Source organism: Alphaproteobacteria bacterium, from assembly GCA_015231795.1.
Lineage (GTDB): Bacteria > Pseudomonadota > Alphaproteobacteria > Rhodospirillales > WMHbin7 > WMHbin7.
The window spans coordinates 17,030-38,659 of record JADGAX010000011.1 but is presented as its reverse complement, the minus strand read 5'-3'; the positions used below and the strand labels follow the sequence as shown (position 1 = coordinate 38,659).

At 60.8% G+C, this 21,630-nt stretch carries 25 protein-coding genes and 1 tRNA gene; 17 read left to right on the top strand and 9 right to left on the bottom strand.

Annotation, left to right across the window (positions count from 1 at the left end; all coding sequences use genetic code 11):
• Positions 1 to 11 precede the first annotated feature (11 nt).
• Genes HQL44_16425 through HQL44_16410 form a run of 4 tightly spaced genes read right to left on the bottom strand, consistent with a single transcriptional unit; the run spans position 12 to position 3,785 of the window.
• Positions 12 to 1,046: a glycosyltransferase family 4 protein gene (locus HQL44_16425; GenBank protein ID MBF0270170.1), complete on the bottom strand. Its 1,035-nt coding sequence runs from the start codon at positions 1,044 to 1,046 to the stop codon at positions 12 to 14.
• Positions 1,046 to 1,807: a glycosyltransferase family 2 protein gene (locus tag HQL44_16420; GenBank protein ID MBF0270169.1), complete on the bottom strand. Its 762-nt coding sequence runs from the start codon at positions 1,805 to 1,807 to the stop codon at positions 1,046 to 1,048. The genes HQL44_16425 and HQL44_16420 overlap by 1 nt, the downstream gene beginning before the upstream one ends.
• Complete coding sequence (locus HQL44_16415; GenBank protein ID MBF0270168.1) at positions 1,804 to 2,763, bottom strand: glycosyltransferase family 9 protein; 960 nt, start codon at positions 2,761 to 2,763, stop codon at positions 1,804 to 1,806. The genes HQL44_16420 and HQL44_16415 overlap by 4 nt, the downstream gene beginning before the upstream one ends.
• The gene (locus tag HQL44_16410; protein MBF0270167.1) at positions 2,760 to 3,785 is read right to left on the bottom strand and encodes a glycosyltransferase; all 1,026 of its coding nucleotides are present in this window, start codon (positions 3,783 to 3,785) and stop codon (positions 2,760 to 2,762) included. Before HQL44_16410 ends, HQL44_16415 begins: the two co-directional genes overlap by 4 nt.
• A 106-nt stretch (positions 3,786 to 3,891) precedes the next feature.
• Here HQL44_16410 and elbB point away from each other — a divergent pair, with 106 nt between their 5' ends.
• The 4 genes from elbB (at position 3,892) to HQL44_16390 (ending at position 6,133) form a co-directional block, all read left to right on the top strand.
• On the top strand, positions 3,892 to 4,551 hold the full coding sequence (gene elbB / locus HQL44_16405) for an isoprenoid biosynthesis glyoxalase ElbB (protein ID MBF0270166.1): 660 nt from the start codon (positions 3,892 to 3,894) through the stop codon (positions 4,549 to 4,551).
• Positions 4,552 to 4,556: 5 nt separating this feature from the next.
• On the top strand, positions 4,557 to 5,438 hold the full coding sequence (locus HQL44_16400; protein MBF0270165.1) for a lauroyl acyltransferase: 882 nt from the start codon (positions 4,557 to 4,559) through the stop codon (positions 5,436 to 5,438).
• A 67-nt stretch (positions 5,439 to 5,505) separates the two neighbouring features.
• Complete coding sequence (locus HQL44_16395; protein MBF0270164.1) at positions 5,506 to 5,754, top strand: AbrB/MazE/SpoVT family DNA-binding domain-containing protein; 249 nt, start codon at positions 5,506 to 5,508, stop codon at positions 5,752 to 5,754.
• Positions 5,747 to 6,133, top strand: coding sequence for a type II toxin-antitoxin system VapC family toxin (locus HQL44_16390; GenBank protein MBF0270163.1), 387 nt, complete (start codon positions 5,747 to 5,749; stop codon positions 6,131 to 6,133). The genes HQL44_16395 and HQL44_16390 overlap by 8 nt, the downstream gene beginning before the upstream one ends.
• A gap of 189 nt (positions 6,134 to 6,322) precedes the next feature.
• On the opposite strand, the gene HQL44_16385 is transcribed toward HQL44_16390, so the two are convergent.
• On the bottom strand, positions 6,323 to 6,835 hold the full coding sequence (locus HQL44_16385; protein ID MBF0270162.1) for a hypothetical protein: 513 nt from the start codon (positions 6,833 to 6,835) through the stop codon (positions 6,323 to 6,325).
• A gap of 134 nt (positions 6,836 to 6,969) precedes the next feature.
• Between HQL44_16385 and HQL44_16380 the strand changes: the two genes are divergently transcribed.
• From HQL44_16380 to HQL44_16370, 3 genes are read left to right on the top strand one after another with little or no spacing between them, the layout of a single operon-like run.
• Positions 6,970 to 7,959 carry a D-glycerate dehydrogenase gene (locus tag HQL44_16380; protein MBF0270161.1) on the top strand — a complete coding sequence of 330 codons (990 nt, stop codon included), beginning with the start codon at positions 6,970 to 6,972 and terminating at the stop codon, positions 7,957 to 7,959.
• A gap of 44 nt (positions 7,960 to 8,003) precedes the next feature.
• Positions 8,004 to 8,279, top strand: coding sequence for a type II toxin-antitoxin system RelE/ParE family toxin (locus tag HQL44_16375; GenBank protein ID MBF0270160.1), 276 nt, complete (start codon positions 8,004 to 8,006; stop codon positions 8,277 to 8,279).
• Between the two features lie 9 nt (positions 8,280 to 8,288).
• The gene (locus HQL44_16370; protein ID MBF0270159.1) at positions 8,289 to 8,627 is read left to right on the top strand and encodes a HigA family addiction module antidote protein; all 339 of its coding nucleotides are present in this window, start codon (positions 8,289 to 8,291) and stop codon (positions 8,625 to 8,627) included.
• 3 nt (positions 8,628 to 8,630) lie between these two features.
• On the opposite strand, the gene carA is transcribed toward HQL44_16370, so the two are convergent.
• Positions 8,631 to 9,797 carry a glutamine-hydrolyzing carbamoyl-phosphate synthase small subunit gene (gene carA, locus HQL44_16365; GenBank protein ID MBF0270158.1) on the bottom strand — a complete coding sequence of 389 codons (1,167 nt, stop codon included), beginning with the start codon at positions 9,795 to 9,797 and terminating at the stop codon, positions 8,631 to 8,633.
• A gap of 255 nt (positions 9,798 to 10,052) precedes the next feature.
• Here carA and HQL44_16360 point away from each other — a divergent pair, with 255 nt between their 5' ends.
• The 4 genes from HQL44_16360 (at position 10,053) to HQL44_16345 (ending at position 14,612) form a co-directional block, all read left to right on the top strand.
• Entirely contained in the window at positions 10,053 to 10,508 is a 456-nt protein-coding gene (locus tag HQL44_16360) for a GatB/YqeY domain-containing protein (protein MBF0270157.1), read from the top strand.
• A gap of 75 nt (positions 10,509 to 10,583) precedes the next feature.
• On the top strand, positions 10,584 to 12,398 hold the full coding sequence (locus HQL44_16355) for a DNA primase (GenBank protein MBF0270156.1): 1,815 nt from the start codon (positions 10,584 to 10,586) through the stop codon (positions 12,396 to 12,398).
• Positions 12,399 to 12,454: 56 nt separating this feature from the next.
• Complete coding sequence (gene rpoD / locus HQL44_16350) at positions 12,455 to 14,425, top strand: RNA polymerase sigma factor RpoD (GenBank protein ID MBF0270155.1); 1,971 nt, start codon at positions 12,455 to 12,457, stop codon at positions 14,423 to 14,425.
• 110 nt (positions 14,426 to 14,535) lie between these two features.
• Positions 14,536 to 14,612, top strand: a tRNA-Ile gene (locus HQL44_16345).
• A gap of 15 nt (positions 14,613 to 14,627) precedes the next feature.
• Here HQL44_16345 and HQL44_16340 read toward each other — a convergent pair.
• Entirely contained in the window at positions 14,628 to 15,053 is a 426-nt protein-coding gene (locus HQL44_16340) for a hemerythrin domain-containing protein (GenBank protein ID MBF0270154.1), read from the bottom strand.
• 312 nt (positions 15,054 to 15,365) lie between these two features.
• On the opposite strand from HQL44_16340, the gene HQL44_16335 reads away from it, so the two are divergent.
• A complete protein-coding gene (locus HQL44_16335; protein MBF0270153.1) occupies positions 15,366 to 16,652 on the top strand; it encodes a DEAD/DEAH box helicase in 1,287 nt (428 codons plus the stop codon).
• A 76-nt stretch (positions 16,653 to 16,728) separates the two neighbouring features.
• Positions 16,729 to 17,685: an ABC transporter substrate-binding protein gene (locus HQL44_16330; GenBank protein ID MBF0270152.1), complete on the top strand. Its 957-nt coding sequence runs from the start codon at positions 16,729 to 16,731 to the stop codon at positions 17,683 to 17,685.
• Here HQL44_16330 and HQL44_16325 read toward each other — a convergent pair whose 3' ends face one another.
• Positions 17,686 to 17,994 (bottom strand): 4a-hydroxytetrahydrobiopterin dehydratase, encoded by a 309-nt coding sequence (locus HQL44_16325; protein ID MBF0270151.1) that lies wholly within the window; start codon positions 17,992 to 17,994, stop codon positions 17,686 to 17,688.
• A gap of 69 nt (positions 17,995 to 18,063) precedes the next feature.
• Positions 18,064 to 18,387 carry a hypothetical protein gene (locus tag HQL44_16320; protein MBF0270150.1) on the bottom strand — a complete coding sequence of 108 codons (324 nt, stop codon included), beginning with the start codon at positions 18,385 to 18,387 and terminating at the stop codon, positions 18,064 to 18,066.
• A 199-nt stretch (positions 18,388 to 18,586) separates the two neighbouring features.
• On the opposite strand from HQL44_16320, the gene ffh reads away from it, so the two are divergent.
• The 4 genes from ffh to trmD are packed head-to-tail and all read left to right on the top strand — an operon-like array spanning position 18,587 to position 21,630.
• Complete coding sequence (ffh, locus tag HQL44_16315; GenBank protein MBF0270149.1) at positions 18,587 to 19,963, top strand: signal recognition particle protein; 1,377 nt, start codon at positions 18,587 to 18,589, stop codon at positions 19,961 to 19,963.
• A gap of 22 nt (positions 19,964 to 19,985) precedes the next feature.
• On the top strand, positions 19,986 to 20,375 hold the full coding sequence (gene rpsP, locus HQL44_16310; protein ID MBF0270148.1) for a 30S ribosomal protein S16: 390 nt from the start codon (positions 19,986 to 19,988) through the stop codon (positions 20,373 to 20,375).
• Entirely contained in the window at positions 20,375 to 20,926 is a 552-nt protein-coding gene (rimM, locus tag HQL44_16305) for a ribosome maturation factor RimM (GenBank protein MBF0270147.1), read from the top strand. The genes rpsP and rimM overlap by 1 nt, the downstream gene beginning before the upstream one ends.
• Positions 20,927 to 20,964: 38 nt before the next feature.
• Complete coding sequence (gene trmD, locus HQL44_16300) at positions 20,965 to 21,630, top strand: tRNA (guanosine(37)-N1)-methyltransferase TrmD (protein ID MBF0270146.1); 666 nt, start codon at positions 20,965 to 20,967, stop codon at positions 21,628 to 21,630.

Here is a 21,630-nt window from a genome sequence, read left to right as displayed (position 1 = left end):
GCTTATCCCCTTTACGGCAGCAAAGATTCGAAAGCCTGGGCGGCATCTTGCCAGCCCCAGCGCCGCTGCAGCGCCAACGCGCCATCGTGCAGTGTGCGCCAATGCGCCTCATCCGCCAAGAGCTTGACAGCGGCATCGGCGAAAGCCTCGTCGCTGGCGGCGATATGGCCCGTGCGGCCATCCACCACCCGCTCCACCACCGAACCGATGGGCTGCACCACGGCGGGCACACCCATGGCCTGGGCTTCGCCCACGGCCAGACAGAAGGTTTCGTTGATGTCGCCCTTGTAAAGCAGACAACGCGCGGTTCTGAATTCATCGACCAATTGTGCCTTGGGAACCGGGCCGCGCAATACCACGCCCTTCTCCTTCAAGGATTGCGCCCTGGCCAGCACCTTTTGCATGGCGTCGGCTTTCGAATCACCCACCGATCCATAGGTGGCGGCGCCCGAAAAAACATGCAACTCAGCAGTCGGCACCTTGGGCTGAATCCGATTGGCCCACAAGTCGAGTAGCCAATCCAATGAGCGCAGCGGATTGGAGGTAAAGACCGCTCTGGGCGGCGGCACTTCCCTGCCGGGTTCGGCGGAACGGAACATCTCGGGAATGCCGTAAGGAATGACCACCCGCTTGCCGCCCGGCGCCCAGGCCGGATAGGTGGTGGCGTGATAGGTGCCGATAAAAACGATGTCAGGACGCTTGACGGCCATCTTCCACAAATAGCGCCACTTCATCATGTAAGTGGCGGGATTGTGGGTCCAGAAAATGGTTTTGCGTGCACCAGGCATGCGCAGGATCATTTTGTCGCCCCGATTGGCGACATAGAGGTCGGCGGTTTCCGGCCAGGGCTGATCGATCCTGCGCCAGGCGACGCCCTTGTGATCAATGTCGCGCTCGCATTTGTTGCGCACCTCGACCGAATGGCCGCGCTGGGCCAAGGTTTCGGCCAGATTGACGAAGGAGCTTTCGGCGCCGCCCAACGGCCCCTTCTCGGGCGTCGTGCCGTCAAAGGCGATTCCATCATCGGCCATCAAAATGCGCGCCATTACTCTTTCTCCAGTTTGGCCTTCAGATGCGACACCAGCGGATAGAGGCCCGCGCACAAGGCGACCATCAGCCCATAGCCGCCTTCGCGATATCCCTTGCGCCTGACATAGCATTTGAAGAAGCGCGACAGAAAACGAACGACATTGCGACCCGTGCCGCCCCAGGTTTCGCCCTTGTCTCGCAGGTCCTTGGCCTTGGCGGTAGAATAACTGTCCAGGCGCTTGAGCATGTCGGACAGATTGCGGTCCACGTAATGCACCAGCCGTTCCTTCAGCATTGGCCCCTTGCGTCCGCGCCAGGAAAGCGACGGATGCACGCGCTCAGGCCCCCAGGTTTTGACGCCCCGCTTGAACAAGCCGGGATAGGCCGCCTTGCCGAAAGAGGCTCCCCAGCCATGACGCACCAAGCGCGCGCCCACGTAATTGTCGACCGGAATTTCGTGCCAGTCGAAGGGCGTGGCTTCGATGATGGCGCGGATTTCGCGGGCCAGGGCCTCTGTCACCCGTTCGTCGGCATCGACTTCCAGCACCCAATCTTTGGCGCAGGCCGCGATGGCGGCGTTCCGGCGTTCGCCTTCCTTCGCCCAGTCGCCCTCGATCACCCGGTCAGTGAATGTTTTTGCGATCGCCTTCGAGCCGTCGGTGCATTTGTCGAGCAGCACCACGATTTCGTCGGCGAATTTCAAACAAGCTAGGCAATCCGCCAATTGGCGTTCTTCGTTCTTCACGCTGACCACTGCGGACAGGCTGGGTTTGGTCATGCCGCCCTCGCAGTCGCCCGCGCCCACAGCCTTCTGGCTTCGCCTTCCGCCGCGTCGACGGTCAGGCTATCCATCAACGTGCCGGAACTGCGGTGGTCGAAGTCTTTCGGAAAGATGGTGTCGAAGGATTCTTGCGTGCGGGCCACGGCGGCATACCAGCCCCAGGGCGCATAGAAAACTTCCGAACTGGGGCCGAACAGCCCCAGGGTGGGAATGCCTGACGCAGCGGCCAGATGCATCAGGGCCGAATCGTTGCCGACATAGAAGGCGCAGCGCTCCAGGCAGGCGTAAACGGTCAGCAGATCGATCTTGCCCACCAGATCGATCACCTGATCTGCGGGCAAGGCGTCGATCACCGGCTGGGCCTGGTGCCGCTCATGGGGCGCTCCGAAAACCGCCACCTGCGCTCCGGGCAAGATGCCCGATGGACCCGTCAAGCGTTCGATCAACGCCACGAAATTCTCGGCCCGCCAGGTCTTGGCCACCCAATTGGTGGTTGGCCCCACGGCCAGAACCGGGCGGCGGTTGGGCAGCAACCCGGCTGCTTCGACCCTGCGTTCGTCCTTGATCCAGATGTGCGGCATCGGCGTTTCGGGCAGACCCATGACATCGGCGATCAGGCGCACCCGATGCACGGGTTCCTTGCTGTTGGCCAGGGTGTAACGATTGGTCGATGACAAAATGTAAGCCACCACCGACTTGCGCAAATCCACCACCAGATCCCAGTGGATGTTCACGCAAGCCCACCACAGGCGCACCCAATGCATCGACCAGCGTTCCTTGGGCATGGGGATCAGGCGGTCCAGATTGGGCATCTCGGCGAACAGGGGGGCGGCATCGGGTCCGCAGGCCACCGTCACCCTGGCTTCGGGATGCTGTCGGATCAGATGATCCAGCAGACCGGTGGAAAGCACGGCATCGCCGATGCGCGTCGCTGTGATGAACAGGATTCTCATTTCGCCAAGGCCTCGACCTCGGTCGCCGCCACGTCCCAGCCGCGACCGGCCTGATGGATCTTGGCGTCCCGGCTCATCGACCAGAACAATTGATCGTTGCTCATGATTTCGGCGGCGACGTTGGCGAAGGCGTCGGCATCGGGAACCAGTTGCCCCGTCTGCCCGTCTTGCAAGCGCTCGGGTGCTGCGCCCAGGGGCCTGGCGACGCCGGGAATGCCCGAAGCCTGCGATTCCGAAAGCGTGGTCGCCAGCCAGTCATCGGCATGGCCGGGAAACAGATGCACGCGCGCCTGGCGCCAAACGCTTGGCATATCGTGATCGCCCAACGGACGTTCTATCACCACGCCCTGGCATTCCAACCCCACGGCCTTGTCCAGGATGGGGCGTATGTCTGGGGGTACATCGGCGCCCTGGCGCCCCTTGTCGAGCGCCGCCGAATAGAGGGCCAGCCTGGCCTCGGGCACCCTGGCGCGCACCTTCGGCCACAGGTCCAACAACCAGTCCATGCCGTGCAGAGGATGGGTGGTGCAAATGGCCAGCGGCGGCTGAACGGGCTGAATGGCGGCTTCGTACTGATATTCCGAGCGCACGCCGGGCGCGATAACGGCTCCGCCGGCCCCTTTCCAGCTTTTGAACCCGGCCAGTTGGGCCTTGCTTTGAAAGACCAGTTTGGCGCCGGTCGATTCGATCATTTCGCGGTTGGCCGGGCGTTCCAGATAACCAGGGCTGGCCGCCACCCACAGCAGGCGCTTGGCGGCTTGGCGCACCGAGGTCAACAGGCCCAGCTTGCGCCAGGCGATCAAGAGATCGGCATCGAAGGGCCTGGGCTGTTCCCATGGCTCCCATTTGGCGCCTTCGATGGTCATCTTGAAGCGGCAACGGTTAAAGGCCCGAACCTCGTGGCCCTTCATCGCCAAAGCGGAAGCCAGCGACGCAAACGCCTTTTCGGCCCCGCCCAAAGGCTGGTGGCCCGAGGTGTAGCCGTCGAAGGGAACTGAATCATCGACCATGACGATGCGCATGCGGGGTTTATAGAGCCAGACTCCCCCCCAAACAAGCCCGGACCCTTGCTTTTTGGCGGGGGAACATGCTTTTCTCAGCCTGCAAATTTCAGCCGGGGAGGCTTTCATGAGCAAGAAACCAGCCTTTGCCGTCGTGCTGTCAGGCTGCGGGGTCTATGACGGGGCGGAAATCCACGAAGCGGTGCTGACGCTTCTGGCCATCGACAGGCTGGGCGGCAGCTATGCCTGCTTTGCGCCCGACATCGCCCAACATCATGTGGTGAACCATCTGACCGGCCAGGAAAGTCAGGAAACCCGCAATGTTCTGGCCGAATCGGCCAGGATCGCGAGGGGCAAAATCGCCCCTCTCAGCGCCTTCGACGCCGCCCAATTCGACGCCCTGGTCTTTCCGGGCGGCTTCGGGGCGGCCAAGAATTTGTGCGGTTTCGCCTTTGACGGCCCCGATTGCGCCGTCGACCCGGATGTCGAGAAGGCGGTCAAATCGATGCATGCGGCCGAAAAGCCGATTGGCGCCCTGTGCATCGCCCCGGCCCTGATAGCTCGCATCCTGCATGGCGGCGACGTGACCATCGGCGATGACGCCTCAACCGCGCAAGCCATTGAGAAAATGGGCGGAAAGCATCATGCCCGCGGCCATGGCGAGGTGGTGGTGGACCCCGTTCTCAAGCTGGCAACCAGCCCTTGTTACATGCTGGACGCCACTATCGGCCAGATCGCCCAGGGGGCCGAGAACACCATCAAGACCTTGGTGGGGATGATCCGGTAGGCAGCATGGCGGATTTTCGTTCTTTTCGTTACCGGCTGGAAGAGCTGGGCCTTCGAACTCTGATTGGCGGCCTTCGACCGCTTAGCCTGGACGCCTCGTCGAATCTCGGGGCCAAGCTGATGTCGCGCCTTGGCCCCCTGGCAGGCAGGCCAAGCCAAGTAGCGCTTGGCAATCTGATGCGGGTTTTCCCAGAAGACGAAGCCAAGCGCCTGCTGCCCGCCATCTGGGCTAATCTGGGCCGGGTGGTTTTCGAATATCCCCATCTGCGCAGGCTGGCCGACGATCCGGAACGCATCCAGATTGCCGGCGCGGAAAATTTCGACCGCGTCAAATCGCTGGGCAAAGGTTGCGTCTTCGTGGCGGCCCATTTGGGCAATTGGGAACTGTTCCCCCTGGTCATGGACCGGTTGGGCGGCCATATCCTGCTGCTCTACCGCGCCCCCAACAATCCCCATGTGCGCGACTTGGTTCAGCAGTTAAGGCCCACCAAGGGCGTCACCTATATCGCCAAAAGCCATGTCGGCATGCGCGATGTGATGCGCCATCTGTCCAAGGGCGGCTATATCGGCTTTTTGACCGATCATCGCTATTCCGACACATTGCCGGTCGATCTTTTGGGCGGCCAGGCGCGCATCGCCCATACGGCGGCCCTGCTGGCCAGGCGCTTTGGCGCCCCCATCATCTGCACGCGCATGGAGCGCATCAGCGGGGCGCATTTCCGCGCCACCCTGGCCCAACCCATCGAACCGCAAAAGGGCGACGCCACGCATGACGTGCTGCAGGTCTTAACCCAGCAAGTGGCCAGCCAGTTCGAAGTTTGGATCAAGGAACGCCCCGAACAGTGGTTCTGGATGCAGAAACTATGGGCCAAGACGGATAACCTCTAGCTCCAGCCATCTGGACCAATTTGCGCCAATATGCTAACATTCCGCCATTATTCATGGAGTGTGGCGAATGAACGAAACAATGGCGCGACTTGGCGAAAGTGGACGGCTGGTGATCCCTGCCAGTTTCCGAAAGGCCATGGGCATCAAACCCGGCGACGACGTGATGCTGCGCGTCGATGGTGACGAATTGCACATTCTAAGCGTCGAGAAGTCCATCCAACGGGCCAAGGATGCCGTCAAACGCTATGCCAAAGGCCAATCGTCGCTGGCCGACCAGTTGATCGCCGAACGTCGCGAGGAACAGCTTCGTGGCTGAAACGGTTCTCGATGCCTCGGCTCTGCTGGCTTTCCTGAACGATGAACCGGGCGCCGACGTTGTTCTGGCCTACCTAGGCGAGGCGGTGATCTCCGCCGTCAACCTGTCCGAGACAGCATGCGTGCTCATCCGCATCGGCATGCCCGAAGAAACGGCGCGATCAATATTGACTGGCCTGCCTCTTCGGGTCGTTGCCTTCGACGATAATCTGGCGTTGGCCACAGCCGCCTTGCTTCCCTTTACTCGCCATGCGGGGCTTTCTTTGGGGGACCGCGCTTGCTTGGCTTTGGCGCGCTCGCTTCAGGTTCCCGCCCTGACCGCCGACCGGGCTTGGAGCGGCTTGAATCTGGACATCGAAGTCAAGGTCATCAGGGCATAAAAAGCGAAAACCGCCGGTAGGACTTCCGGCGGCTTTGCGGTTCCGGGCTTTCGGATCGTTGGAGGACGGAAACTTCCGAAAGCCTTGTCTCTTGGAACTGAGGAGAATTCTCGCAGGTTCCGAGGATCTTCGAAGTGATCCAAGTCACAAGCTGAAAGTGACGACAATCACACCAAGTTATTTATCAAGCTATTCTATATATTCGCCAGAATAGACGCCCCAGAATTCATCGCGTTTCAGCCAGCCTTGATATCCATCGACTTCGACGCGGCAGAATTGACTGTTGCGGGGACATTGCAGCAGGCGACCGATGACCCCAGATTCGACATTGGCCAGGGGCGCCGCTTCGTCGGAGTCGGAACGCCTTAGCTTGCGGATGCCGTTGCCGATCACCAGCATGGTGCGCCTGCCGGTCAGCATGGTTTGATGCACCCAGCCATCGGTGCCCTGGGCATCGCGGATTTTACGCCAGGTATCGAACTCGGCAATGATCTCAACCGGCAGTTCGCGCTTGGTGATCACCCATTCGATGGGATAGCGCACGCCGGGTCCGGTGCGCAAATTGACCTCTTCCGCCCGCAAAGACACGAAACGCGGCAAGGGCAAGCCGCTGGCCGATTGCTGCGCCAGGGCGGGAACCGATATTCCCGCCATGACGGCTAGCGCCAGCAAAACAATGAACAATAATCGTCGCGACGGCATAGGCACTGAGGACCCTGCGCTCCCCCCGGTTTCAGGACAGGGGCCATAATAGCCGTCCCTTCTTCCAGAGAGTCAAGATTTAGGCTTAGATTATCCCTATATAGCCCTTAAGAAGGCTTTTCAGGGAGATGCCTATGTTGCCCAAGCGCCCTATCGTCGTCGTCACCCGCAAGCTGCCCGCCTCCGTGGAAACCCGGATGATGGAATTGTTCGACTTGCGCCTGAATCTGACCGGACAGGCCCTGGGCAAGGCCGAACTGATCCGGGCCATGCAGGAAGCCGATGTTCTGGTCCCCACGGTGACGGACCGGCTGGACGCCGGAATTCTGGAAGCCGCCGGGCCAAATCTGCGCCTGATCGCCAATTATGGCACCGGCATCGACCATATCGACCTATTGAAGGCCCATGAGAAGGGCATCCTGGTCACCAACACGCCCGATGTGCTGACCGAGGACACGGCCGACATGACGATGGCCTTGATCTTGTCGGTGCCTAGGCGTCTGGCCGAGGGCGAGCGCCTGATGCGATCGGGCAAGTGGGACGGCTGGAGTCCCACCTTCATGCTGGGCCACCGCATTTGGGGCAAACGTCTGGGCATCATCGGCCTGGGGCGCATCGGCCAGGCGGTGGCCAGACGCGCCAAGGGTTTCGGCATCTCGGTGCACTACCACAACCGCAACCGCGTTCATCCCGAGATCGAGGCCGAATTGGAAGCCACCTGGTGGGAAAGCCTGGACCAGATGCTGGCCCGCATGGACATCGTCTCGATCCATTGTCCGCACACACCTTCGACCTATCACCTGTTGTCGGCCAGACGACTGAAGCTGCTGCAACCACACGCCTATCTGGTCAATGTCTCGAGAGGCGAGGTGGTGGACGAAGACACGCTGACCCGCATGCTGATCAAAGGCGAATTGGCGGGCGCCGGACTGGACGTTTTCGAGCACGAGCCTGCGGTGAATCCGAAGCTGCTGGCGCTCGACAATGTGGTGCTGCTGCCGCATCTGGCCTCGGCCACGATCGAAAGCCGCGCCGACATGGGCGAGAAGGTGATCGTGAACATCAAAGCCTTCTGGGACGGCTTCCCGCCGCCCGACCGCGTGCTGACCAGCCAGGGGATGTGAGCGAGACCAATTGCCATCTGTCGCGTCATGCGTTACAGTAATCCATGATTCGCAGCTTCAGGCACAAGGGTTTGGAAGAATTGTTCATGGAAGGGCAGAGCGCGAAAGTCGCGCCCGCCCTAAGAAAACGTCTTCTTCTTAGATTGGATGCCCTCGATCAAGCCCAAAAGCCTGAAGACATGAATTTGCCCGGCTTCAATTTCCACGGTCTACAAGGAATGCCGAAGCGCTATACAGTTCATGTAAATGGCCCATGGTGTCTAACGTTCGAGTGGGAAGACGGCGATGCGCTGCGGATCGACTTGGAGCAGTACCATTAGGAGGCCAACATGAAGAAAGCAGCACGCGAGTATTTCGTCACGCGCCGCCCCAAACGCTGCCCGACCCATCCCGGTGTTCTGCTGCGCGAGGAAGTGTTGCCTGCCCTAGGGCTTTCGGTGACCGAAGCGGCGCAAAAGCTGGGCGTGGCCCGCCAGACCCTGCACCGCATTCTTGCTGAAAGCGCCTCGATCTCGCCCGAGATGGCGCTGCGCCTAGGCAAGTTCTGCGGAAACGGCCCTGACCTATGGTTGAATATGCAAACCGCCCATGATTTGTGGAAGGCCAAGCAGAAAATGGCCAAGATCATCGCCGCCATCCCCTCGCCCAAGGTCAAGAAGGCGGCGTAAACCCTACCGCTTCCCCATCATCTCGACGAAGCGGGCGAACAGGTAATGGCTGTCCTTGGGGCCGGGCGAGGCTTCGGGATGGTACTGCACCGAGAAGACCGGCTTGCCTTCCAACTTCAACCCCTCGACCGAGCCGTCGAACAGCGAGCGATGGGTGACGGAAACGCTCTTGGGCAGGCTGTCTTCATCCACCATGAAGCCGTGATTCTGGCTGGTGATTTCCACCTTGCCGGTGGCCAGGTCTTTGACCGGATGATTGGCGCCGCGATGTCCAAGCCCCATCTTGCGGGTCTTGCCGCCCAGCGCCAAGCCCAGCATTTGATGACCCAGACAAATGCCGAACAGGGGCGTGCCCGATTCAACGACCTGCTTGATCACCGGCACGGCATATTTGCCCGTGGCCGCCGGATCGCCAGGACCGTTCGACAAGAACACGCCGTCGGGCTGATGGCGCATGATGTCTTCGAAACTGCTTTGGGCGGGCAACACGGTCACCTTGCAGCCGGATTCCGCCAAGCAGCGCAAGATATTGCGTTTGGCGCCGTAATCCAACGCCACGACATGGAATTTAGGGTCGGCCTGCCGACCGTAGCCTTGGCCCAGCACCCAGGCCGATTCGTCCCAGGAATAGCTTTGGCGGCAGGTGACGTCCTTGGCCAGATCCATGCCCTCCAAGCCCGGCCAATCGTTGGCCAAGGCCAGATATTTGGCGGCGTCGATCTTGCCTTCGGGCGCATGCACGATGACGCCGTTGGGAGCGCCCAGATCGCGGATGCGCCTCGTCAGTTGGCGCGTATCAATGCCGCAAATGCCTGGGATGTCGTGCGATTTCAGCCAAGCATCGAGATGCTGGGCCGAACGCCAATTGGCAGGTTCGGTGATGTCGGCCTTGATCACCAGCCCGCGCGCCGCCGGATTCAGGGTTTCGATATCCTCGGCATTGGCGCCCACATTGCCGATATGCGGAAAGGTAAAGGTGATGATCTGCCCGGCATAGGAAGGGTCGGTCAATGTTTCCTGGTAGCCGGTCATCGCGGTGTTGAAGCAGACCTCGCCCACCTTATGGCCCACGGCGCCGATGCCCCTGCCCCAGAAAACCGTTCCGTCGGCCAACACCAATGCCCCGGTCATCCTGTCCGTGGCCGGGTTGGGAGGGGCGATGTCGCTCATGTTTTTCCTTCGCCTAAGCAAAAGACCCGGCTGCAAGTATGCGCCGCTCCGGCCAGATGGCTGTGCGGTCTTGGCAGCGAGTTCGCTTCGTGAATGTCCGTTGCGCCTCTTTTACAGAGGCATGACAAGTCGGTCAAGCCCCGGATCAAGATATATTATCGTTCTAATTCAATGAACTAATCAAATCTTGCGCCCGGCCGCAAGGCAAGATAACGTCCCGCTTTCACAGTTTCTTCATGGACTAAGGGAATTGCCATGCTGCGCACGGCTTTGAACGAAGCACTGAAAACCGCCATGTTGGCCAAGGAAGCCAGGGCGGTCTCGACGGTGCGCCTGATCCTGGCCGCCTTGAAAGACCGCGATATCGCGGCGCGTTCGAAGGGCAATATGGACGGCATTTCCGAAGACGAGATCCTGGGCATGTTGCAATCCATGATCAAGCAGCGCAAGGAAAGCATCACGCTTTACGAACAAGGCGGGCGCTTGGAACTGGCCCAGCAGGAGCAGGAGGAAATCGTCGTCATCGAGCGCTTTCTGCCTCGCCAGATGAGCGCCGAGGAAACCGACGCCGCCATCAAGGCGGTGATGGCCGATGTCGAGGCCAAGGGACTGAAGGACATGGGCAAGGTCATGACGGCGCTTCGCGAGCGCCATGCCGGCCAAATGGATTTCGGCAAGGCCAGCGGACTGGTAAAAAGTCTTTTGTCTTGACCTTCGATCGCCGCGCGGGCCTTGCCCGCGTGAAGGGCGTTTGCAGCTTTTGAACGTTCGTTTAAGCTGAGGGCCATGTCCTTCCCGCCCCGCTTCCTCGAGGAATTGCGCTCTCGCCTGTCGATCACCGAGGTGGTGGGGCGCAAGGTCAAGCTGACGCGCAAGGGACGCGAACAATGGGGCTGCTGCCCCTTCCACAACGAAAAAACCCCCAGCTTTTCGGTTTCCGACGAAAAGGGCTTCTATCACTGCTTTGGTTGCGGGGCGCATGGCGACGTGATCGGCTTTACGATGCGCGCCGGGGGCCTACCCTTCCCCGAAGCCGTCGAGCGGCTGGCGGGCGAAGCGGGCATGGAAGTGCCCAAGGCTTCGCCGGAAGAGCGCGAACAGGCCAAGCGCGAAGCCTCGCTTTATGAGGTCATGGAACTGGCCTGCAGGCATTTCGAAGCCCATCTCAGAAGCCCCCAGGGCCGCGAGGCGCTGGCCTATCTGAAGGGCCGTGGCCTGACCGACGAAACCATCGCCCGCTTCCGCCTGGGTTTTGCGCCCGAAGACCGCAACGAGTTGAAGGTGGCTTTACTGGGTGAAACCATCACCAAGGAAATGCTGATCGAAGCGGGCCTGTTGATCCAGCCGGAAGATGGCGGGCGCGAGCCTTATGGCCGCTTTCGGGGCCGTGTGATGTTTCCCATCACCGACAAGCGGGGCCGGGTGGTCGCCTTCGGCGGGCGCATCATGGGGGCGGGCGAGCCGAAATATCTGAACTCGCCGGAAACACCCCTGTTCCACAAGGGGCGCCAGCTTTACGCCCTGGCCCAGGCCAGGGAAGGAGCCAGGGCCACCGGGCGTCTGATCGCGGTCGAGGGCTATATGGACGTCATCGCGCTGCATCAAGCCGGTCTGGATCAGGCCGTGGCTCCCCTGGGCACGGCGCTGACCGAAGCCCAGATCGAGGAAATGTGGCGTCTGGCCCCGGAACCCATTTTATGTTTCGACGGCGACGGCGCTGGCCAAAGGGCGGCCGGGCGGGCGCTGGAACGCGCCTTGCCGCTGCTGAAACCGGGCCTAAGCCTGCGTTTCGCCACCCTGCCCGAGGGCGAGGACCCCGACACGCTGGTCGCCAAACAAGGGGCGCAGGGAATGGAGGCTATCTTAGGCGGCGCCCAGTCCCTGCTCGAACGCCTGTGGATAACTGAAACCCAATCCCACCCGATCGACACGCCCGAGCGCCGCGCCGCCCTGGAAAAGCGCCTGGAGGAGCAAACCCGCCAGATTCAGGACCAGCAGGTGCAATATCACTACCGGGGCGACATCCGGGCCAGATTGCGCAACCTTTTCTTTCCGCCGCGCCCCCCGCGCGGCAAGTCATTCAAAGGAAAAGACAATTTTTCGCAGTTTCCACCCCGCAGCTCGCCCCTGGCCCAGCCTTCGGCCCCCGAACCCAAGCTGGAACGTCTGCTTTTGGCCTGTCTGATCAGCCATCCTGACCTGATCGACGAGGCCGCCGAAGCGCTCGGCCACCTGACCTTTTCCGATCCAGCCCTTGACAGGCTTCGCCAGGAGGTTCTAAACCTCCTCGCTCAAAGTCCCGGCCTTGATTCCGACGCTCTCAGGCACCACCTAGAAGCCCACGGGTGCAAAGAGGCCGTCGATTCGTTGCTGCGTACGACACTGGCGCGTTTTGCCAAGGCAGGAGCCGGGCGAGACGAAGCGAAAAAAGGGATGCTGCACGCGTTGGGACGGCTGCGCCGCCCCGAAATAGTCCAGGCGATTGTCGAGGCTGAGCGCCGTTTGGGCGAACAGGCCAGCGACGAAACCTGGGAAGCCTTGAAAACGTTACAGGACGAGCTGAACACGATTGATCATGTCGACGATGACGAAGACGTTTAAGCCGTCCTTCCACAGACAATCTGGAATTCAATCCCCCGACCGGGAGACGTAAGCCTATGGCAAAGCAGGCCGCCCAGCCCACCGAAAATCAGGAAGCCTCGGAAGACACCCAGGACAGCCCGTTGCTGGACACCCTGGGCGCCGCCGTCAAGCGCATGGTCGCCAAGGGCAAGGAGCGCGGCTACGTCACCTATGACGAAATCAACGCCGCCCTGCCGCCCGAGGAATTCTCGTCCGAGCAGATCGAAGACACCATGTCGATGCTGTCCGAAATGGGCATCAACGTGGTCGAGAACGAGGAAGCCGAGGAAACCCAAGCCGCCAACGACGACACCACGGAACGGGAAGAAGAATCCACGGCGGGCAATGTCGATGAGGCCGAACTGGGCCGCACCGACGATCCGGTGCGCATGTATCTGCGCGAAATGGGTTCGGTGGAACTGCTGTCGCGCGAAGGCGAAATCGCCATCGCCAAGCGCATCGAAGCCGGGCGTGAAATGATGATCGGCGGCATTATCGAAAGCCCGCTGACCATTCATGCGCTGGTCGATTGGCATGACAAGCTGGTCAACGGCCAGATGCTGCTGCGCGACATCATCGACCTTGACGCCACCTACGGGTCGGGTTTCCAGGAAGAAGCCGTCGAAGCGGGAGAGAGCGAAGGCGAAGAAGCCGAAGCCGAAGCCGAAGCCGAAAAGGAAGAACCCGAGGTCGAACCCGGCGCCGAGAGCGAGGCCGAGGAAGGCGAGGAATCCTCCATTTCGCTGGCCGCCATGGAACTGGAGCTGATGCCCCAGGTGCTGGAAACCCTGGAGCGCATCGCCGAAACCTCGAAGAAAATGCGCAAGATTCAGGAAAAGCGCCTGAAAGCCTTGCAGAGCGATGAAAAGGTGCCCGCCGCCACCGAAAAGAATTTCTCTAAGATGAAGCAGGAACTGGTGGAGCTGATGGAGGGCATCCATCTCAACCAGTCGCGCATCGAATTCCTGGTCGAGCAACTGAACCATCTGAACCGCCGCCTGATCGGCCTTGAGGGCCGCCTGCTGCGCGTTGCCGAAAGCTGCAAGATCAAGCGCCAGGAATTCCTCGATTCCTATTTCGGCAGCGAGCTTGACCCCAACTGGATCGACAAGCTGAAGGTCAAGCCCGGCAAGGGCTGGAAGGAATTCACCGGTCCCAAGCACGGCAAGGACATCTTGGACCTGCGCACCAAGATCGGTGACATCGCCGCCGAGGCTGGATTGCCCATCTCGGAATACCGGCGCATCGTCGCCACCGTGCAGAAGGGCGAGCGCGAGTCCAGCAAGGCCAAGAAGGAAATGATCGAGGCCAACCTGCGTCTCGTCATCTCCATCGCCAAGAAATACACCAACCGCGGCCTGCAGTTCCTGGATCTCATCCAGGAAGGCAATATCGGCCTGATGAAGGCCGTCGATAAGTTCGAATACCGGCGCGGCTACAAATTCTCGACCTACGCCACTTGGTGGATCAGGCAGGCCATCACGCGCTCGATCGCCGATCAGGCCCGCACCATCCGCATTCCGGTTCATATGATCGAGACCATCAACAAGCTGGTGCGCACGTCTCGCCAGATGTTGCACGAAATCGGCCGCGAGCCGACGCCCGAGGAACTGGCGGAAAAGCTGCAAATGCCGCTCGAGAAGGTGCGCAAGGTCTTGAAGATCGCCAAGGAGCCGATCAGCCTCGAGACGCCCATCGGCGACGAGGAAGATTCGCATCTCGGCGATTTCATCGAGGACAAGAACGCCGTGCTGCCGCTGGATGCCGCCATCCAGGGCAATCTGCGCGAAACCACCACCCGCGTCCTGGCCTCGCTGACCGCCCGCGAAGAGCGCGTGCTGCGCATGCGCTTTGGCATCGGCATGAACACCGATCACACTTTGGAAGAAGTCGGCCAGCAGTTCTCGGTCACCCGCGAACGCATCCGCCAGATCGAAGCCAAGGCGCTGCGCAAGCTCAAGCATCCGTCGCGCTCGCGCAAACTGCGCAGCTTCCTGGACAATTGAGGACGGGGTTTTAAGGTTGATTTTTGGGGACGTTTCCTCTTTCCGTCATCGCCGGGCTTGACCCGGCGATCCATGGATGCCCGGAGCAAGTCCGGGCATGACGTGAAACAGGGCCTGTAGCTCAGTTGGTTAGAGCGGGCGGCTCATAACCGCTTGGTCGTAGGTTCGAGTCCTACCGGGCCCACCAAATTCTCCGCCGCTGTTACCCGGCCGATTTGAAGAACTGCCGAAGCTGCTTTTCCTTGACCGATTTCGAAATGTTCAGGTCTTCGTAAATCGTGTGCTCAAGCAGCCAGTTGAAAAGAAAAGTCACGATCTCCTCGGCATTGTCGCTATGGACGTCATAGGCCGCGATGGCCTCGCGCAGGTCGCGCAGCAGGTTCCGGTGAATCGTCTTGTGGGCATCGACATTCCCGTATTCGGAATCTTGCATGATGTTTTCTTCGCTGGTGAAGTGGAAGTCGGCATATTTGAATATCTCTTCCATCACGCGCCGCCGCTCCGCCTTGTCCTCGGACTCGGCGGTCACGCATTGCAGCTTGTGAATCAGCGTAAAGAAGATTTTGTGCTCGAAATCGATGGCTTCATGACCGACTTCAAACCATTTTTGCCAAACCAGCTCGACCATTCCCGTCCCCCAAGGCCTGCAATCACTATCTCTTGAGTTGAAGTCTAGCAGAATCCGGCCCGCCACGGCAGGCGACAATGAGATGTTGTTATCTTAAGCGCACTCTGATATAATCCGCGCACGACAGGTTTCGGCCTGCTTCGGTTCCGGCGATCGCGCACGAGGGGTGGATGAACATCCGCCCGGCGTCTCCCGAATACCCCCCATCCGTTTCCCGCTGGTCGCGTGCCCCAGGGGCTTGCAACCTTCATCTTCCGCGCTGGCCGCTGTGGCTGGCGCGCGGGATCTGTTTTTGAAAGTTAAAAAATTCTGATGACTGCCACTTTTGCCGAACTCGGCCTGGCCGAGACGCTGTTGACCGCTTTGACGAGCGAAGGCTACACCACCCCCACCCCCATCCAGGTGGCCACCATTCCGCTGCTGCTTGAGGGCCGCGACGTTCTGGGCATCGCCCAGACCGGCACCGGCAAGACGGCGGCCTTCGCGCTGCCCATCTTGCAGCGCATCGCCACTACGAAAACGCGCTATGTGCCGCGTTCGCCCCGCGCCCTGATCCTGACCCCCACCCGCGAGCTGGCGGTGCAGATTTCGCAAGGCTTCGCCACCTATGGCCGCAACATACGCTTCAAGCGCGCTTTGGTGTTCGGCGGCGTCGGCCAAGTGCCCCAGGTCCGCTCGCTGGCCAACGGCACCGATGTGCTGATCGCCACCCCCGGCCGCCTGCTGGATCTGATGAATCAGGGCCATGTGCGCATGGACTTCGTGGAAATGCTGGTGTTGGACGAAGCCGACCGCATGCTGGACATGGGCTTCATCCACGACGTGAAGCGCATCGCCGAACGCATGCCCAAGCAGCGTCAGACCCTTTTGTTCTCGGCCACCATGCCGAAATCGGTGGAAGAACTGGCCGCTGGATTGCTGAACAATCCCGAGCGCGTCGAGGTCACGCCCGCCGCCACCACGGTCGAGCGCATCGAGCAGAAGGTTCTGTTCGTCACCAAGGAAAACAAGCGCCCGCTTTTGGCCCAGGTGCTCAAGCAGCATGACGTCAAGCGCGCCATCGTCTTCACGCGCACCAAGCACGGCGCCGACCGGGTGGCCGAGCAGTTGGAGAAAACCGGTGTTTCCGCCCAGGCCATCCATGGCAACAAGACCCAGTCGGCCCGCCAGAAGGCCCTGGAAGCCTTCAGGCGCGGCGATGTGCGGGCCTTGGTGGCCACCGATATCGCGGCCAGAGGCATCGATGTCGACGGCATCACCCATGTCATCAATTTCGAACTGCCCAACGAGCCGGAAAGCTACGTGCACCGCATCGGCCGCACGGCGCGCGCTGGCGCCGACGGCATAGCGCTTTCTTTCTGCGACGCCGAGGAAGTGGGCTATCTGAAAACCATCGAACGCCTGATCCGCCAATCCATTCCGTCGCACGACGATCACGCCTACCATGCCGAAGGCATCGCGGGCATGCGCCATTCCACCTCGGCCCGCCCGGCGCAGAAGCGCCAGGGTCAGGCCGGCAGGAAGCGCCAGGGCTATCAGGGCGCAAACCCTGGAAAGTCCTCGAACTACAAGGGCGACAAGCAGCGCAAGCGGGCCTAATTGTCATAGAATCGTCAGGCTATTGATTTTATCTGGAGAATTGATAGCCTGACGCTCCCTTCTAGGGAGAACCGTCATGCGCTTTTGCCGCCTATTCTGGCTGGCCCAGATTTTCTGCATCCTTTATGCAACATGCTCCGCAGAGGCCGCACAGCCGCAAGAGCTGCGCCAGGTGCGCCTGCAGCTGAAATGGACGCACCAGTTCCAATTCGCGGGCTATTACGCCGCCAAGGCGAAGGGCTATTACGCCGAGGCCGGGATCGATGCCGTGATCCTGGAAGGCCGCCCCGACATCAGTCCGACGACTTCGGTTCTTGAAGGCAAGGCCGATTTCGGGATCAGCAATTCATCGCTGCTGATCGAACGCAGCCGGGGAAAGCCGGTGGTGGCGTTGGCCGCCGTTTTTCAGCATTCCCCTTACATCATCATGGCTCGCCAGGGGGCCAATATCGCCAGCCCCCGCGATCTGGTCGGCAAGACGATGATGGTGGAGGAACATGCCGACGAATTGCTGGCCTATCTCCATGCCGAGAAAGTGCCGCCAAACAGTCTGAAGATCATCCCCCATTCGGGCCGGGTCATCGAAATCGGACGCGGCCAAGTGGACGCCATGACGGCCTATTCGACCTTGGAACCTTATCTGATGCACAAGCAAGGAACGCCTTTCCGGGTCTTCAGCCCGCGTTCCTCCGACATCGATTTCTATGGTGATTTGTTGTTTACGACCGAAGACCTGCTCAAGCGCGACCCGGCGCTGGCTGGCGCCTTTCGCAAGGCCTCGCTTAAAGGCTGGCGCTACGCCCTGGATCATCAGTCTGAAATCATCGATCTCATGATTGGCAGCTATGCGCCCGGCCTGGATCGCGGACTTCTGGAATTCGAGGCCAAGCAAACCGCGCTTATGATCGCTGCCGACATCATCGAGATCGGTTTCATGAGCGAGAACAGATGGCGTAAAATCGCCGACGGTTTCGCCGCCGCTGGCCTGATGCCCGCGAACTTCTCGCTGAAGGGTTTTCTGCTTCCCCAATGACTAATCCTGAGGGCGATTCCCCAGCGCCGCCTGATCGGCTGCTTGCGCCAGCACGAAGTCTGTCTCGGTGACGCCTTTTGCGTCATGGGTGGACAGAACCATGTCGACGCGATTGTAGATATTGGTCCATTCCGGATGATGGTCGAGCTTTTCCGCCATCATGGCCACGCGGGTCATGAAGCCGAAGGCCTCGGAGAAATTCTTGAACTGATAGGTTTTGCGGATGGCGTCGCGGCCCGGAAATTCGCGCCAGCCGCTTAGGCGATCAAGGTGTTCGCGCACAGTCTCGGGCGAGAGCTTTTCCCTCATGCTCATGGACGTCCTCTTGCAATCTGACCCACCCCAGTCCTATGCAGGTGGGAAGCCGCAAGGGCTTTGTCATCCCCCCTGGGTCATCGGAACCAGGCGGTAGCCCTTGGCCTGCATGCAGGTGGAATAGAAACGGTCTTCCCAGCCATAGCGGTCGAAATTGGGCTGCGGATAATAGCCATGACGAAGCGCGTAGCGGCCAGACGACATGCGGTAGTTAAAGAACATGTCATTCTCGACATCCACTGCCTGGCGCCAGGCCAAGCGTTCGCAATCCGTCCGGTCATTGGCCTTGGCCTCCAGGCTTATGCCCGGCTTGTCCCAGGCCATGGGCGGGCCGCAGGAAGCCAGGGCCAGGATCAGCAGGATCAGAAAGGGGGGGCTGTGTTTCATGCTGGCCATCCTGGCCTGAATTCATGGCGAAATCAGGGCGTTGACGGGCAAAAGCATCCTTAATCTTGACTTTATGTCGCCAAGGGCCTAGAAATCCCCCCTCTTCAAGGCAGCTTGAGGGAATTCGCCCCCGAGGGGGCACGCCCGTCCGCGATAGTCGCGCACGGGCGCGAAACCGTTTTGGAGTTTTGGCCCGCGCATGTTCGAGAGTTTAAGCGACAAACTTTCGCAAACGTTCGAGCGTTTGAAGCGCAAGGCGGCGTTGTCCGAGGACGACGTCGGCGAAGCGCTGCGCGAGGTGCGCATCGCCCTTCTGGAAGCCGATGTGGCGCTTCCCGTGGTCAAGGATTTCGTGGCCAAGGTGAAGGAACGCGCCATCGGCCAGGAAGTGATCCGTTCGGTTTCGCCGGGTCAGATGGTGGTCAAGATCGTCCATGACCATTTGGTCGAAACGCTGGGAAGTGCTGGCGTCGAAATCAATTTGAACACGGCCCCTCCGGCCGTTCTGCTGATGGTCGGCTTGCAGGGTTCGGGCAAAACCACGACCTCGGCCAAGATCGCAAGGCGCCTGAAAACGCTGGACAAGAAGAAGGTGCTGCTGGCTTCGCTCGACGTCTATCGCCCGGCGGCGCAAGAACAGTTGGCCATTCTGGCCGCCCAAGCCGAGGTGGGCAGTCTGCCCATCGTGGCGGGCCAAAAGCCGGTCGATATCGCCAAACGCGCCCTGGTGAACGCCCGTCTTGAAGGCTATGACGTGGTCATCTTGGATACGGCTGGTCGCCTGCATATCGACGAAGCGCTGATGGACGAAGTCGCCAAGGTGCGCGACGCCGCCCAACCCATCGAGACCCTGCTGGTCGCCGACGCCATGACCGGCCAGGATGCCGTCACCCTGGCGCAGTCCTTCAATGAAAAAGTGGGCATCACCGGCATCGTCCTGACCCGCGTCGATGGCGATGCGCGCGGTGGTGCTGCGCTTTCCATGCGCGCCGTCACCGGTCAGCCCATCAAGTTCCTGGGTGCGGGCGAAAAGCTGGACGCGCTGGAAGTTTTCCATCCCGACCGCATCGCCGGGCGCATCCTGGGCATGGGCGACGTGGTGTCGCTGGTCGAAAAAGCGGCCATGAACATCGAGCAGGCCGACGCCGAAAAGCTGGCGGCCCGCGCCATGAAGGGCAAATTCGATCTCGACGATCTGGCGGGCCAGCTTAAGCAGATGCGCAAGATGGGCGATTTGAAGGGCATGCTGGGCATGCTGCCAGGGGCCGCCAAATTCAAGGACAAGATCGCCGACGCCAAAATCGACGACAAGATGATCGCCAGACAGGAAGCCATCCTGTCCTCGATGACCCCCAAAGAACGGCGCAACCCCGACCTGATCAAGGCGTCGCGCAAGCAGCGCATCGCCAAGGGATCGGGGACCAGCGTCCAGGACATCAACAAACTTCTGAAACAGCATCAGCAGATGGCCGATGCGATGAAGAAACTGGGCAAGTTGGGCCAAAAGGGCCTGATGCGCCACGGCATGTCCGCGCTGATGGGGCGCGGCGGCAACAATCCTTTCCAATTTCACTGATTAACCAAGGAGCAATCGATCAATGCCCGTTTCCATTCGCCTTTCCCGCGCCGGCGCCAAGAAGCGCCCCTACTACCGCATCGTGGTGGCCGACACGCGCAGCCCCCGCGACGGTCGCTTCATCGAGAAGGTCGGCACCTACAATCCCCAATTGCCGCAAGATCACGCCGAGCGCGTGGTTCTGAAGGCCGAGCGCATTCAGCATTGGCTGAAGAATGGCGTGGTGGTCTCCGACCGTTGCCAGCGCATGTTCGCCGCCGCCGGTCTGATGGCCAAGCCTGCCTATCCTTCGCAGACCAAGAAGGACAAGCCCAAGGCCAAGGCCCAGGAGCGCATGAAGATGGAAGCCGCTGCGGCTGAAGAAGCCGCCGCCAAGGCCGCTGAAGCGGCTGCCGCTCCCGCCGAAGCGTAATGTCCGCTTCCCGCGTCCTGTTGGGCGTGGTGGAAGGCGCTCATGGCGTTCAGGGTCAGGTCAAGGTGAAGAGTTTCGCCGCCGATCCCAAAGCCATCGCCTCCTACGGCCCCTTGGAAAGCGGGGATGGACGCAGCTTCAAGGCCCGGTTCAAGGGCATGGCCAGGGGCAATGTGCTGCTCTCGTTGTCGGGGATTGCCGATCGCGATCAGGCGCAGGCCCTTCGGGGAACGGAACTTTACGTGCCCCGAAGCGCCCTGCCCAAGCTGGACGAGGAGGAAGAAGGCTTCTATCACGCCGATCTGATCGGCCTGGAAGCCAGACTTCTTGATGGTTCGGCCCTTGGATCGGTGGTCAGGGCGGTGGATTTCGGAGCAGGCGACCTGCTCGAAATCCGCCTTCAGGACCAGAGACGGACGGCACTGGTGCCCTTCACCAAGGCTGTGGTGCCGGTGGTGGATGTGCCGCAAGGTTTTGTGGTGATCGACCCGCCTTTGGGGCTTCTTGACGAAGCCAAAAAGGCGGACGAAGACAAGGAGAAGACGGTTTGAGCGCCTGGAAGGCGGTGGTGCTGACCCTGTTCCCGGAAATGTTCCCGGGACCCCTGGGTTTATCGCTGGCCGGACGGGCGCTGGAACGGGGCATTTGGGCGTTGGAATCGGTGGACATCAGGGCTTTCGCCTGCGATAAACACCGTTCCGTTGACGACACCCCCTTTGGGGGTGGCGCCGGAATGGTGATCCGCCCCGATGTCGTGAATGCGGCGATCCTGGCAGCCCGCGGGCCAGGTCCGCTGGTGTATCTGACCCCCAGGGGCTGGCCGATCACGCAAGAGCGCGTGAAGGAGCTGGCGCAGGGGCCGGGAATGACGGTGCTGTGCGGGCGCTTCGAAGGCATGGACCAGCGGGTGCTGGACGCCCACGAGGCGCTGGAGCTTAGTTTGGGCGATTTCGTTTTGTCGGGCGGAGAACCGGCCGCACTCGCCCTGATCGACGCCTGCGTGCGTTTGTGCCCAGGCGTCATGGGCAGCGAGGAATCGCTGTCCGAGGAAAGTTTCGAGCGGGGATTGTTGGAATATCCCCACTATACCCGGCCGCAAGTGTGGGAGGGCCGGGAGGTGCCAGAGGTTCTGACCTCGGGCCACCATGCGAAGATCAAGGCTTGGCGACTTGCCCAGGCTGAACAGGTAACGAAAGCGCGCAGGCCCGATTTATGGAAGGCCTACGCAGATGGTCTTGGAAAGAAGGATAAGTGA